The sequence below is a fragment of the Microcystis aeruginosa NIES-4325 genome (assembly GCF_008974145.1).
Lineage (GTDB): Bacteria > Cyanobacteriota > Cyanobacteriia > Cyanobacteriales > Microcystaceae > Microcystis > Microcystis aeruginosa_G.
In genome coordinates, this window is the sequence record NZ_BJKP01000019.1 from 59,977 (window position 1) to 74,435 (window position 14,459).

Below are 14,459 nucleotides of genomic sequence, written 5' to 3' on the forward strand. Positions count from 1 at the left end.
ATCAATCCAGATTTTTTATCTTTATTATAGATGAAAATACCCCAGAGAAATTTTTTATTCTTCCTCTGACTCTGGACAACTTACCCAAGGAGTAGAAGATTCGGCAGCTTTCGGAAAAGAAAAAGATTTTTTCGGAGGAGAAGGCAATAATTCCAATTGTCGATTACCGGTTTTATAGCTAGTTTTATTTTTCTGCTCTCCCCGTCGTCGTTGGGAGGTTTTTTCCTCCGTGGTATTTTCGGCTATCACTTCATACAAAATCGCCCGTTTATCCTCTTGTTGTCCTTTTCTTAACACCCGTCCTAAACGCTGAATATATTCTCTAGTGGAACCGGTTCCCGATAAAATAATCGCAATGCCTGCTTCCGGCACATCAACCCCTTCATTGAGAACATGGGAAGTCACCAGAATTTTGTATTCTCCCTGACGAAAACGGGTCAGGATTTCATGGCGTTCTTTCACAGGAGTTTGATGGGTTATGGCAGGTATTAAAAAGCTCTCGGAAATGCGGTAAACTGTGGCGTTATCGTTAGTAAAAATCAAAATTGGTTCCGGATAGTGTTCACAGATTAACTCCGCTAAAACCCGCAATTTTCCCCCAGTTCCTGAAGATATTTCCTTCGACTCCCGGTGAGCTAACATCGCCCGTCGCCCTTCGCTACTTCTGGCACTAATCATGACAAAATTTTGCCAACCATCTAAACCGGACAAACTGAGATTATTTCTTCTTAAAAAATCATTGCGAATTTTAATTGCTTCTTGATATTTTTCCTGTTCTTTAGCGGATAGTTTCACTTTAATTTGAATTATTTCATGATCGGCTAGGGCTTTTCCTGACAAGTCTTGGGGACTTTTTTGATAAACAATTGTACCGATAAGATAATCTAAATCCTGATGACTACCATCACCGCGATCCGGTGTTGCTGTTAAGCCTAAACGATAGGGTGCGATCGAATCTTCCGCTATTTTCCGAAAGAAATCCGATGGTAAATGATGACATTCATCAAAAATCAAAAAAGCGTAACGATTACCAAGAGTTTCCGAATAAATTGCCGCACTTTGATAGGTGGCGATTAAAATAGCACTATTATCCTTAGAACCTCCTCCTAATAATCCCACCTCGGCATCGGGAAAAGCCGCCAACATCTGGGCATACCATTGGTGCATTAAATCAATAGTTGGCACGATAATTAAGGTACTGCGGGGAGTCGATTGTAGAGCTAATTGGGCAAGATAGGTTTTGCCGGCAGCGGTGGGAAGGACGATAACACCCCTTCTCTGGGATTTTTTCCAAGCGATTAACGCTTCCGTTTGGTGGGGGTAGGGTTCCCGTTCAAAACTGGCAATTAATTCTAAATTGTTGAAAGCTTTTGCTTCATCTTGGAAGTTAATACCCTCCTCCTGTAGGGTTTCCACGAGAGGACGATAATGAATGGCCAAAATGCGAAATCTTTCAATACGATCATCCCAAGTGGCAAAATCTAGCCATTTTTTCCCTTTTGGTGGTGGATGGAGAATTAAGGTTCCTCGCTCATATTTGAGGGTGGGTAAGCGCATTTTTCAGTTATCAGTAAACAGTAAACAGTAAACAGTAAACAGAACGTAGGTTGGGCTTCGTCCGTGAGCTTTTGCCGAACGGTTGAAGCATGAAACCCAACGCCCGCTGATGTTACGCTACCGCTAACCCATCCTACAAATAATTGTGCCTCCCTACTTATCAGTAAACAGTAAACAGTAAACAGTATAAGTGAACTGAAAACTTACATCTGATAACTGATAACTGATAACTGATAACTGATTCAAGGCTGACGGCGGCAATATAGATTATCGCTAGATCATATTGATCGGGATAAAAAAATAGAGTGTGAATTAACACACTCTCAGCATATCGGAACAGCCAAAGTTTAGCAATAGATTAAATCTTTTCGGTTAGCTTAGTCAGAACGCGATTGGAACGTTCCACAAAAGCTTGCATTCCCTCGGCATCAAATCCTTTTTGAGCGATTACCGCTAAATCATAAACGTGCTGACAGAGCATTTTCGCTAATTGCGCCGATGGAGATTCGCCGCTACCGGTAACAATACTTCCCTGACTAATCTGGACAATCTGTTGAATTAGGGGGTGATTAGTATTAATCATCAGAATATGTTCTTCGGGGAAAGCCATGGCTTTTTGTTGCATCATTGCCGTCATTTCCTGTAAGCGTCGCATCGCTTCTGGAAGTAAGACAATTGCTGGGGGAGTAGCTTGGGGATCATCGGATTTCAATGCTTCAGTTTTGATATTGATGCGGGAATTATCGAGAGCTTTGACGAAGATTTCTTTGATTAATTCGGCCCGGGTTTTATTACTGCCGGGATCGATAATTTCACTAGCTTGATCCTGTTCGAGCAGTGTCGAGTCTAATTCAGCATCAACCCGGGTGAATTTCACATCGGAGTATTCTCTTTCTAGGAAAGGAATAAAGTAATTAGTATCGATGAAAGAATCAAAGAAAAGTATTTCTAAACCTTGATTTTTGTAGAGTTCAACGTAGGTGGATTGGCTTCGAGGATCGGTACAGTAAAAAACTCGATTTTCGTGGCGTTCTTTATGGCGTTCTAGGTAGGCTTTGAGAGTAGTATAACCTTCCTGTTCGATCGCTTCTAGGGGAGTTTTCGCCGTTGCTTCTTGCCATGCGTCATCGGTTTGCACTTCCACTTGTACTGGGGTTTCTGGGGGTTTGTAGGTAGTGCGATAGATTAAAATATCTTCTACCTGCTGTTTAAATTTATCCTCTTTCAAGGAACCAAATTTAATAAAATTTCCCACATCTCCCCAACAACGAATATATTCTTTTGCGTCTTCGTTGTAGAGAGATTTGAGGCGATCAGCAATTTTTTTGGCAATAAAATCGGCAATACGGCGAACGGTGCGATCTTTGGTTAAAGCACTTCGAGACACATTTAAAGGAATATCTGGACTATCGATAACTCCTCGCAAGGGGATCAGGAAATCGGGAATAATTTCCTCGCAATGATCGCTGACAAAAACCTGATTACAGAATAACTTTAATTGTCCTTTTGAGACATCCACATCCGGTCTGAGTTTGGGAAAATAAAGAATTCCATTGAGCAAGAAAGGATAATCTGTATTTAGATGTACCCAGAGTAAAGGTTCTTCTTGGAAAGGATAGAGATAACGATAGAATTCTAGGTAGTCTTCTTTAGTCAGATTTTGAGGAGATTCTTTCCATAAAGCCCGTTGTTGATTAATCACTTCCCCATCAATTTTAATGGGAACGGGCATAAAATCCGAGTAGGTTTTGACTAACTGGCGAATGCGGGCAGGTTCTAAATATTCCCCTTCCTCATCCATTAAAGTTAGGGTGATAGTCGTGCCGATTTGGCTGCGGGAAGAATCGGTTAGTTCAAACTCCGGAGAACCATCACAGCACCAATGGACAGGGGTAGCACCTTCCTGATAGGAAAGAGTATCAATTTCTACCTTTTTAGCCACCATAAAAGCCGAATAAAAACCTAGTCCAAAATGACCGATTAAATCGTTGGCTGATTTTTGATATTTATTGATAAATTCTTCCGCACTGGAAAAGGCAACTTGGTTAATATATTTCTTGATTTCTTCCCCCGTCATCCCGATTCCATTATCGGTAATTGATAGGGTACGATTTTCTTGATCGATGGCGAGATTAATTTCTGGTTCAGGGACTTCTCCTCTCGCTTCTCCTGCCAAGGCAGCCATTTTTAATTTCGAGATGGCATCAACACTATTAGATATCAATTCCCGCAGAAAAATTTCATGGTCAGTGTAGAGGGATTTTTTGATAATAGGGAAGATATTCTCGGTATGAATCGTGATATTACCTTTTTCGAGTACCGTCATACGTTCAATCACTAAGGGCTTGACTATTCTAACTTTTTTATTTTGCTCGATGAGGGCAGCATTGATCACAGAGCGATTGCCCAACTTCTTCTAGGGTGATAACCGTACTGATAAAGGGATTTAACGGCAGCGGGGCGATTTCTAGAACTCGATCGCAAAAATCGGGGGTAAGTGCCAGATTATCGGGGTTATTGATCACTTTTTGACTTTTGCAAGCGGTTGGTTGGGATTTGGCGATTGAGCCAGAATTGCAGTAAGCTAAGACGCATTTTAACCGCCTATCCTTAGATTAGCTGAATCTCCCCTAATCCCTTGACTTTTGCCTCTTGCCTCATCTCAATAAGCAATTTAAATGCGCGGGCAGCTTAGCTCTACTTTTTACTTTGCAAATATCCCTCAATCAAAATATCGGGATTGAGATAATTAACCGTGACATTTTCTAACTGTAAAGCTTGGCTCATTAACTGGAAACCTAAATCACCCACAGCAGTGGGTGCATTAATTCCCCCGATGATTTTGGGCGCAATAAAAGCGATAATTTTTTGTACCATGCCCTCAGCGATCGCAGATGCACTTAAACCGCCGCCGCACTCCCACAAAACCTGACAAAATCCCCTCTGATAAAGATTTTCCATCACTAAAGTGGGTGTCACCTCGGTGAGTTCGATCACTTCCACACCTTTTGTTAATAATTGTTGCTTAAGCTTGACATTAGAATCAATTTTTGTATAGACAAGTGTGGGAAATTGACTGGTATGCCAAAGATGGGCGGAGGGGGGTAAATCGAGCGATCGAGTCATGACCACGCGCAGGGGATTATGATCGGAGAGGCCGTGAGTGGTTAGGTGGGGATTATCTTGACGGACAGTGCTGCCGCCGACGATAATCGCATCACAGGACGCTCGCAGTTGGTGGACTATTTGGCGAGAAGCGGGGCTAGTAATCCAAGTGCTATGACCGCTAGTAGCGGCAATTTTGCCATCGAGAGTCATGGCATATTTGAGGATACCGAAGGGTTTTTTAGCGGTGATGCGATGGATAAAACCCTGATTGAGTTGACGACATTCGGACTCCTCCACTCCCACCAGCGTCTCGATGCCTGCCGATGCTAATCTTTCAATGCCTTTCCCCGCCACCAAGGGATTAGGATCGATCATCCCTACCACCACTTTTTTAATGCCTGCTTGCACAATTGCCTCGCTACAGGGGGGAGTGCGTCCATAGTGATTACAGGGTTCGAGATTGACGTATAAAGTGGCACCACGCGCTTTTTCTGCTGCCTGTCTCAGGGCGAAAACTTCTGCATGGGGTTGTCCGGCCTCTGGGTGAAAACCTTCGCTGATAATTGTACCCTCTTGAACAATCACAGAACCCACCAAAGGATTAGGAGAAGTCCGCCCTAAGCCTTGTCTAGCAAGGATTAGACATCTTTGCATCATTGTGCGATCGAATTCCGTTGCCTGGGTCATGGTTTATTTCTCCAAAGGAGGGGAGACTTTTCTGTGATCAGTAAACAGTCAACGTGATCAGTGGGGAGTGGGAATTATCAATTATGAATTGGGAGATGGGGAAGATGGGGTGATGGGGTGATGGGGCATTTGGCTGAAATTTCCCTAAACCCCTAAATCCCTATATCCCCTTTCTAACTGATAACTTCTTTGCTATTGCTATTTTAAAGTGAAACGTATCAGAGGATACAGAAATCTCAAATCAAAAAAACAAAGATCGAAAAATATTGACTACTCACACCTCAAGATAAATCCCTAGGTGTTTGGTCTTCTGAAATGATTGACCTCTGTTCCTAGGATTTAGCGGTTGAACGGACATAATTGCTCGGTAATTATTTTCAACAGTAATGAATCGACCTACTAACTCAACAAAGTAAACGAATTAACGATGAAACGAATTGCTCGAAAATCTGGGGAACTTGTCGGTTTGTTACCGAAAATTAACCCTGTCTGGTTAGCCTGTGTTCCTTTGTCTGCGATTATTTTCGTGGTTTGGAACACGGCCGTACAGGCCCAAGATGCGAAACCCCTAACCCCCGAAGATGTGCAAAACGCCCTCAATACAATCTGGGTTTTAATTGCCGCCATCCTCGTGATCTTTATGAATGCGGGTTTTGCGATGCTAGAAACGGGATTCTGTCGCCAGAAAAACGCCGTTAACGTTCTCGCCAAAAACCTGATCGTTTTCGCCCTCTCCACCATATCATTTTGGGCGATCGGTTTCTCCCTGATGTTTGGGTCTGTCAGTAACGAATTTTTCGGTACAGGAGGTTGGTTCCTCAGCAGTAGCGATCCTGCCACCTACGTTATGCCCGCCTCTTTGCCCACCTCGGTGTTCTTCCTGTTCCAAGTCGCTTTCGCGGGAACGGCGGCAACCATTGTATCTGGGGCTGTGGCAGAACGGATTAAATTCACCGATTTCCTCGTTTTTAGCTTAATTATCGTCGGTATCATGTACCCGATCACCGGTCATTGGGTTTGGGGTGGCGGTTGGTTAGCCGACCTTGGTTTTAAAGACTTCGCCGGTTCGACGGTGGTTCACTCGGTCGGTGGTTGGTCTGCCTTAACCGGGGCGGCAATTCTCGGGCCGAGAATGGGTAAATACATCAACGGTCGCACCAGTGCCTTACCCGGTCATAACATGAGTATCGCGACCTTAGGTTGTCTAATTCTCTGGATTGGCTGGTTCGGTTTTAACCCTGGTTCTGCTTTGGCAGTTAATGAAACTGTCCCCTATATCGCTGTCACCACTAACCTGGCTGGGGCCGCCGGTGGCATTGCCGCTACCTTTACCGCATGGGCGAAAGATGGTAAACCCGACCTTTCGATGATTATTAACGGTATTCTCGCCGGTTTAGTAGCCGTTACTGCCGGTTGTGATGGTGTATCCTATTGGTCGGCTGTAATCATCGGTTTAATTGCCGGTGTGGTCGTGGTTTACTCGGTGGCTTTCTTCGATAACCTGAAAATTGATGACCCCGTGGGTGCCACTTCCGTTCACCTCGTCTGTGGTGTGTTTGGCACCTTAGCCGTCGGCATCTTCAACAAAGATGCAGGTTTAATCACCGGTCAATTCCAACTGTTTATTAACCAAATTATTGGGATTGTGGCAGTGGGGGCATTTACCCTGATTGTTAGTGGCATTGTTTGGACAATCCTCAAGGCTACCCTCGGTATTCGTGTTACTCCCGAAGAAGAAATGGAAGGTCTGGATGTGGGTGAACACGGAATGGAAGCCTATAGCGGTTTCGTCAAGGAGTCCGATATCGTTACCGGTGGCCATTATGCTTCCAGTGTTGACATGGAAACGCCTAGCAGTCGTTAGGGTAAACCTTGTAAAGATAGATTAATTTACCCCGAAACAAGTTAAAGAGAAAAGGAAGAAGGCCTCGCCCCGCTGCGATCGGTGGCTATAATTGGCGTCTAAACCTTTTCTCTTTCGGTTTTTTGTCTATTTCCGGACAGAAAAAATTAATCTTGCTACTAACCACCAACCGACAATGAAAAAGATCGTAGGAATAACCATACTTTTGCTGGGACTGGGATTCAATTGCGGAGTTGCCCCAGTTTTTGCGGAAACCATCGCCGCCGCTCCCCCCAATCCAATTAGTGCTGGAGATACCGCTTGGATGCTGATCTCCTCGGCTTTAGTTTTATTAATGACTCCCGGACTGGCTTTTTTTTATGGGGGTTTAGTGCGTTCCCGCAACGTCCTCAACACCATGATGATGAGTTTGGTAGCCATGGGCGTAATCGGTGTAACTTGGGTGCTGTGGGGTTATAGTCTCGCTTTCGATGTCACCCCGGGTAAAAGTGGTTTTGGTGAGGGAATTGAAGCTTTTATCGGGGGACTAGATTGGATTTTTCTCAACGGTGTCACCGCGGCCACACCTGACAATATCGGTTATGCACCCACCGTTCCCCATCAAGTATTTATGGTCTATCAGATGATGTTCGCCATCATCACCCCGGCTTTAATTTCGGGGGCGATCGTGGAACGGGTCAACTTTAAAGCCTATTTTTGGTTTTTACTGCTTTGGTCCACCTTTATCTATTCTCCCCTAGCTCACTGGGTTTGGGGTAAGGGTTGGTTAGCAGCCACTGGGGCGCTGGATTTCGCTGGTGGAACCGTTGTTCACATTAGTTCTGGGATTTCCGCACTGGTGGCCGCCTGGATGATCGGTCCGCGGCGTAGTTTTGGTACCCAAACCTATGCACCCCATAATGTGCCGTTTGTTCTCCTAGGTATCGGTTTACTCTGGTTCGGTTGGTTTGGTTTTAATGGTGGTAGCGCGCTTTCCTCTAGTTCCCTAGCCACGACAGCTTTTGTTAATACCACGATCGCCGCTTCGGCCGGGGGTTTGACATGGATGCTTATAGAATGGATTTTACGGGGTAAAACGACAGCGATCGGTATTGCTAGTGGATTTTTAGGGGGATTAGTCGGTATTACTCCCGCTGCCGGTTATGTACTGCCGATCGGGGCAATTCTCATCGGTTCGATCACTGCCCTTACCTGTTTTTTTGCGGTTAGTCTGCGGGCAAAATTGCGCTTTGATGATTCTTTGGATACCTATCCTGTCCATGGTGTCGGCGGGACGATAGGGGCGCTGCTTACGGGTCTTTTTGCCACAAAAGCGGTTAATTCAGCCGGAAATGATGGTTTATTTTTTGGGAATCCGGGGTTACTGTGGACGCAATTTGTTGGCGTTGCCGCTACTTATATCTTTGCTGCCGTCGGTACTTTTATCATCCTGAAAGTTCTCAGTTTATTCATGGATTTGCGGGTTAAACCGAATACGGAAGCAGAAGGGTTAGATGTGCCTCAACACGGAGAGGAAGCCTACGGACAGGAATTCGAGTTTGGTAACAGCCTTTCCTACCAAGAAAATTCTCCGACCACAAATCCGCAAGAAAATTATTAGCGATTCGATCGGCTATCGATCCAGCCAACAGAGGCGAAATTTCGTCTCTGTGAAACTAGGCTAAACATGGGCAAAACAGCAAAAAATTAGCGATTCTTACTGACAAGAATCAAGAAATTTGTCAGCCAGCTAACTCAGCAATTGTTTGGGTAGGTCTGCCTTCCTTTAATAAGTATCTTAGGTTCAAGATTCTAACAGGGGCATAATTTTGTCAAAGTGAAAACCCGATGAGCTAAGGATTTACCTCCTTTCTTCTGACTCCTAACTCAGAGAATTTCGCTATCAATATCTTTACTTATTGAAGGAACTCCTCGATCGCCTGTGCCGTCTCTTCCGGCGCTTCTTCTGGTAAAAAATGACCACTGGCGATCGCTTGTCCAGTGACTTGATTAGCTCGCTGCTGCCAAAGAGCGATCACATCGTATTGACGTGCAATGAAACCTTTTTTTCCCCAAAGAACCAAGAGGGGGGAGGAAATTTTCCGGTCTAAATCCTGACGATCATGCTCTAAATCGATGGTTGCGGCAGCCCGATAATCGGCACAGGTGGCGGTTATAGTGCTTAAATCTCGAAAACAACGCCGATATTCCCCTAAAGCTTCCTCTGTAAAAGCACTAAAATCTCGCCCCCAACTTTGCAAGCAATGTTGCAGATAATAATCGGGATTAGCGGCGATCAGGGTTTCGGGAAAAGGGGAAGGCTGAATCAAGAAAAACCAATGATAGTAGGCAGTGGCAAAAGTTTGATCAGTAGCCTCGTACATCGCCAGCGTTGGAGCTATATCGAGTAAAACGACTTTTTTGACCTTTTCTGGAAAATCGAGGGCGAGACGGTGAGAAACTCGCGCCCCTCGATCGTGGCCGATCAGATAAAACTCCTGATAACCCAATTTTTCCATCAGCAACACCTGATCGAGGGCCATGACTCGCTTGCAATAATTGCTAGAATCCTCTAGGGGTAAGGGTTTATCGCTATCCCCGTAGCCGCGCAGATCCGTGGCGATCACCGTAAAATTGACCGCTAATCGGGGGGCGATTTTATGCCACATTTGATGGGTTTGGGGATAACCATGCAGCAAAAGCAGCGGAAAACCGCACCCACCTTTGACACCATTGATAGTAATGCCATTAACTTCTAGCTGAAATTTATGAAAATTTGTCAGCATTTTTGCTTCCTGGCTCTTCTAGGTTCTGTGTGATAAGTTTAACTTACATAGGATCGATCAATCTTTGTGTCCTTTGTGTCTTTGTGGTTCGTTCCACCCCCTCGCTAGGAGGAATGTATCTTAGAATACATTTTACCCACCAAACCTGGGAGAGCCGCTTCCTGTCACCTTAGGGGGAGATAATTGCATCATCCGGCAAAAGTGGCCAGATCAGTAAAGTTTTTTCACTATAGAGCCTCAAGCCCCTGTTTTTTTGATAGATTAAAACCATTGGGTTGCTCAAAAATCAACGAGTTAAGCAGTAATTTGATTATGATCTCGATTATCTATTCCGATGAATTTCTCGATCACGATACAGGTATTTACCATCCCGAAAAAGCGGCGCGTTTAACGGCAATTGTCGAGGCTTTAAAACAAACAGAATGGCAGTCAAAATTAACATGGCATTTACCGACATCGATCGAAATTCGCAACGAAGTAATCCCTTTAATTAAACAAGTTCATAATCAAGATTATGTTGACAGATTGCGGCGAATTTGTCAACGGGGTGGGGGAAGATTGGATGCAGATACTCCCGTTTCTGCCCGTAGTTACGACGTGGCGTTACTAGCGGTTAGTGGCTGGTTAGATGGAGTTGATCGAGTCTTATCCACCGGCGATCCTGCCTTTATTTTAGCCCGTCCCCCCGGACATCATGCCACTTCTAATTATGGCATGGGTTTCTGTCTGTTTTCTAATGCTGCTATTGCCGCCTATTATGCTTTAGAAAACAAAAGAGTGCAAAAAGTAGCGATTCTTGATTGGGACGTGCATCATGGCAATGGCACCCAGGATATAGTCGAAAATCATCCCCAGATTGCCTATTGTTCCCTGCATCAATTCCCCTTTTATCCCGGCACGGGAGAAGCGAGAGAAAAAGGTAAGTTTAATAATGTTTTGAATATTCCCTTACCGGCGGGAAGTACCATTAAAGATTATCAAGAACATTTTGAGGGCCAAGTCATACCTTTTCTGAAAAATTTTCAACCGGATTTAGTGATTGTTAGTGCTGGATATGATGCCAATCAAGCGGATCCTCTGGCGGGCATTTGTTTACACCCACAAGATTATGGAATTTTAACCAAATACCTCTTAACTCTCAATAAACCGCTGCTTTTCGGCTTAGAAGGCGGTTATGATTTAGAAACTTTAGCTGCTTCCGTCGTCGCCACCTTAGAAGCTTTGCTCTGAATCCTAATCCGGGTAATCGTTACATTTCTTTAAAAAGATTGGTAACAAAGCGATCGAATGCGCTAAGGTAAACGATCGATAGAAAAAACCTTGACCTAGTTACCCTTTAAGATTATGACCTCGCTTGCCCCACACCTAAAAGCCAAAGCCCTCAAACCCAATAGTCGTCGTCCTGCCAAAGAATTGTGTAGCGAGTGCGGACTTTGTGACACTTATTATATTCACTATGTTAAAGAAGCTTGTGCTTTTCTCAATCAACAAATCGCCGATTTAGAAGCAGAAGCACACGGCAAAAGTCGCAACTTAAATCAGGAAAATGATCTCTATTTTGGTGTTCATCAAGAGATGATGGCTGCCAAGAAAAAACAAGCTATTCCTGGGGCGCAATGGACAGGAATCGTCAGTACAATTGCCTGTGAAATGCTCGATCGTGGTTTAGTAGAAGGGGTGGTTTGTGTGCAGAATACCACCGAGGATCGCTTTCAACCGCAGCCGATTCTTGCCCGTACCACGGAAGAAATTCTCGCCGCTAAAGTTAATAAACCGACTCTTTCTCCCAATTTATCAGTCCTAGAAGAAATTGAAAAATCGGGCATGAAACGGTTATTAGTTATCGGAGTTGGTTGTCAAATTCAAGCCCTAAGAGCAGTAGAAAAAAAATTAGGTTTAGAAAAATTATATGTCTTAGGAACTCCCTGCGTTGATAATGTCACCCGCTCAGGACTGCAAAAGTTTCTAGAAACCACCAGTCGTTCCCCAGAAACTGTGGTTCATTACGAATTTATGCAGGATTTTCGGGTACACTTTAAACACGAAGACGGCTCGATAGAAATGGTTCCCTTTTTTGGCTTAAAGACTAATAAATTAAAGGATGTTTTTGCTCCTTCCTGTATGACTTGTTTTGATTACGTTAACTCCCTTGCCGATTTGGTTGTGGGCTATATGGGCGCACCTTTTGGCTGGCAATGGATTGTCGTTCGTAATGATACTGGCAAGGAAATGTTAGAGTTAGTTAAAGATCAATTAGACACCCAAGATGTTATGTCTAGTGGTGATAGAAAACAGGCGGTACAAAATAGCATTCCTGCTTACGATAAAGGTGTAACCTTGCCGATGTGGGCGGCAAAAATGATGGGAGTAGTAATTGAAAAAATCGGGCCTAAAGGTTTAGAATATGCTCGCTTTTCCATCGATTCTCACTTTACCCGTAATTACCTTTATGTTAAACGTAATTATCCTGAAAAATTAGCAGACCATGTTCCTGAATATGCTAACAAGATTGTGGAACAGTATAAATTGCCCGATTAATTATTCACTTGCTTGGGCGGGATAATGGAGAAAAATTACCCCGCTTTCTTAACATTTTTAGTTGATTTGTACCTTTCTTGGCGATAATACTAAATCCGTTGAGTATAGGCTACATATCAGGACAGGCAAAAGGTAATAGGCAAGAGGTAGTTAGATATGTGTAATTAATTTTGCTTAGGTACTTAATAAGCATTTCTTTATCTTGAATTTTGTCAATGATGCGATAATCCTCTATTCTAATTCGGTGGGTGTCATCTGCGTTGTAGATATCAGGCTCGTCCCAGTTCATTCTCTAAGACTTTCTGGTATAGTTCACTTATCATTTTCGTTATCTAGGTCATATTTACTATAAACCTCTTGCATAATTAATTTTTCAGGGTTAAAAAACGGCAAAAATAAGGATTAAATGGCATAAAGTCTGTAAATATACTATTTAACTGATTATTACTCCTTCTTAATTCTCCTGACTACTGACTACTGACTCCTAACCCTAACAACAATTTTTGATTTTCACAAGAGGTCTAATATATGATACTAAATCCGTTGAGTATAGGCTACTGATGAAGACAGGCAAGAGGTAAGAGGCAAGAGGCAAAAGGGGGAATAGATAATCAGTTTTCAATAACCGGATTTAGTATGACTTATCTTTTTTTGGAGTCTGTATCTGTATTCCATGCTACATAAGCTTTTCAGCTTGCTTGTCCCCCTGTCAGGGTTTAAGTGCGATGCCGAAGGCACTGCGTAGCGGAACGCATCGCTGCATAGGTTGGGTTGATCGCAACAATACCGGGGCGAAAATAGCTCAATTCGCTTGAAAAAGCGCAACCCAACAACTCCGACGATTACTCTTTACCAATTCTACAATCTAAGAGTAAGGGGACCAGGGACCGATGACGGTTTCTCCTCGCTTCTCTTTTTCTGCTAATTCGAGATTTAAGGTTAATAGTTTTTCTAAAATATCTTCGTCAGCTTGGAAGTGATAGGCTTCCATCACTAGCTTATCTAATTTCTGATGGAGTTGATACAGTTGGCTACTGGGTTCGTTAAAGAATTGGTTATATAGTTTGGTGATTCCCCATTGTTTTTTCTCCATCTGTTGGCTGCGGTATTCGTGTAATTCCCCAGTGGTTTGACGGATTTTTTCGACAAGTTCCTGTGAAGTTTTCTGGGGAAAGGGGAAGGTTTCAAAACAGGTTGTATTAGTGTAGGCTGTTCTGTCCTCAAGTGTAGATTTTTGGGTGTGCATCCAAGTTCTGTGAATATTAGATAAGAGAATACCTAAGATATAATAATCATCGGAAGCAACTACTACAGATTTATCTCCAGGAAGCCAGTCAAGAGGTGCTGGAATAAAAACCGCCCATTTAGAGACTCGTGGGACAGCAAAATAAAACGATTTTTTAACAAGATATTCTCTCATTATTGGGCGAGGAGCAAATAATTGCCACCAATATTCTCTAGCTCTCTTAGCTCGATTTATCTCTCTTTCCGGCTTAACATTGACTTTAATATGCTCGAAAGGTAATTTATATTCACTAGCATCCTCTAAACTCATATCATTAAAATCAATAATCCAGCGTTCTGGCTTACCGTGAGGATTTTGGGCTAGATTTGCCCCCATTGAAAACAACTTAAGGACATTTCTATTTTTATAATCTTGTTTAATCCATTCATCAACTTGTTTTTCACTAACCAGAAAACCTTTACCAACAGGAATCACTCCTTGAAAACATTGATTAAGATTAGCTTTTAATTGCGGAGATTTAGAGACATCTACAGTCGCTTTTAAAGAAGAATTAATCTGAGAAACTTGATGATTATCTAAATAATAACTTACTGGTTCAACTTTACTCCAATTGACAATACTAACATGAACATTCGCCTCACCAGACCAAGGCTGAGTAGAAATCGCTTCATGAATGTGTCCACCATTGTGAGTA

At 43.3% G+C, this 14,459-nt stretch carries 10 protein-coding genes; 4 read left to right on the forward strand and 6 right to left on the reverse strand.

The window, feature by feature from the left end:
- Positions 1–54: 54 nt before the first annotated feature.
- From MiAbW_RS12035 to ribD, 4 genes are all read right to left on the reverse strand, one after another.
- The gene (locus MiAbW_RS12035; protein WP_151696312.1) at positions 55–1,557 is read right to left on the reverse strand and encodes a DEAD/DEAH box helicase; all 1,503 of its coding nucleotides are present in this window, start codon (positions 1,555–1,557) and stop codon (positions 55–57) included.
- 358 nt (positions 1,558–1,915) lie between these two features.
- Entirely contained in the window at positions 1,916–3,883 is a 1,968-nt protein-coding gene (gene htpG / locus MiAbW_RS12040) for a molecular chaperone HtpG (protein WP_151696322.1), read from the reverse strand.
- Between the two features lie 37 nt (positions 3,884–3,920).
- Positions 3,921–4,082, reverse strand: coding sequence for a hypothetical protein (locus tag MiAbW_RS19595; RefSeq protein ID WP_172967368.1), 162 nt, complete (start codon positions 4,080–4,082; stop codon positions 3,921–3,923).
- Between the two features lie 172 nt (positions 4,083–4,254).
- Complete coding sequence (ribD, locus tag MiAbW_RS12045) at positions 4,255–5,352, reverse strand: bifunctional diaminohydroxyphosphoribosylaminopyrimidine deaminase/5-amino-6-(5-phosphoribosylamino)uracil reductase RibD (RefSeq protein WP_151696313.1); 1,098 nt, start codon at positions 5,350–5,352, stop codon at positions 4,255–4,257.
- Between the two features lie 427 nt (positions 5,353–5,779).
- On the opposite strand from ribD, the gene MiAbW_RS12050 reads away from it, so the two are divergent.
- A complete protein-coding gene (locus tag MiAbW_RS12050; RefSeq protein ID WP_151696314.1) occupies positions 5,780–7,216 on the forward strand; it encodes an ammonium transporter in 1,437 nt (478 codons plus the stop codon).
- A 175-nt stretch (positions 7,217–7,391) separates the two neighbouring features.
- Positions 7,392–8,816 (forward strand): ammonium transporter, encoded by a 1,425-nt coding sequence (locus MiAbW_RS12055; protein ID WP_151696315.1) that lies wholly within the window; start codon positions 7,392–7,394, stop codon positions 8,814–8,816.
- Between the two features lie 295 nt (positions 8,817–9,111).
- Here MiAbW_RS12055 and MiAbW_RS12060 read toward each other — a convergent pair whose 3' ends face one another.
- Positions 9,112–9,981, reverse strand: coding sequence for an alpha/beta fold hydrolase (locus MiAbW_RS12060; RefSeq protein ID WP_151696316.1), 870 nt, complete (start codon positions 9,979–9,981; stop codon positions 9,112–9,114).
- A gap of 312 nt (positions 9,982–10,293) precedes the next feature.
- On the opposite strand from MiAbW_RS12060, the gene MiAbW_RS12070 reads away from it, so the two are divergent.
- Positions 10,294–11,211: a histone deacetylase family protein gene (locus MiAbW_RS12070; RefSeq protein ID WP_151696318.1), complete on the forward strand. Its 918-nt coding sequence runs from the start codon at positions 10,294–10,296 to the stop codon at positions 11,209–11,211.
- Positions 11,212–11,325: 114 nt separating this feature from the next.
- Entirely contained in the window at positions 11,326–12,519 is a 1,194-nt protein-coding gene (locus MiAbW_RS12075; protein WP_151696319.1) for a Coenzyme F420 hydrogenase/dehydrogenase, beta subunit C-terminal domain, read from the forward strand.
- Positions 12,520–13,384: 865 nt separating this feature from the next.
- On the opposite strand, the gene MiAbW_RS12080 is transcribed toward MiAbW_RS12075, so the two are convergent.
- Positions 13,385–14,459 (reverse strand): type IIL restriction-modification enzyme MmeI (locus tag MiAbW_RS12080; RefSeq protein ID WP_373996349.1); only part of this gene is annotated, 1,075 nt, incomplete at its 5' end.

Coding starts and splice junctions, on each gene's coding strand:
- MiAbW_RS12070 (WP_151696318.1), top strand. CDS start 10,294: ATGATCTCGATTATCTATTCCGATGAATTTCTCGATCACGATACAGGT.
- htpG (WP_151696322.1), bottom strand. CDS start 3,883: ATGACGGTACTCGAAAAAGGTAATATCACGATTCATACCGAGAATATC.
- MiAbW_RS12035 (WP_151696312.1), bottom strand. CDS start 1,557: ATGCGCTTACCCACCCTCAAATATGAGCGAGGAACCTTAATTCTCCAT.
- MiAbW_RS12050 (WP_151696314.1), top strand. CDS start 5,780: ATGAAACGAATTGCTCGAAAATCTGGGGAACTTGTCGGTTTGTTACCG.
- MiAbW_RS12055 (WP_151696315.1), top strand. CDS start 7,392: ATGAAAAAGATCGTAGGAATAACCATACTTTTGCTGGGACTGGGATTC.
- MiAbW_RS12060 (WP_151696316.1), bottom strand. CDS start 9,981: ATGCTGACAAATTTTCATAAATTTCAGCTAGAAGTTAATGGCATTACT.
- MiAbW_RS12075 (WP_151696319.1), top strand. CDS start 11,326: ATGACCTCGCTTGCCCCACACCTAAAAGCCAAAGCCCTCAAACCCAAT.
- ribD (WP_151696313.1), bottom strand. CDS start 5,352: ATGACCCAGGCAACGGAATTCGATCGCACAATGATGCAAAGATGTCTA.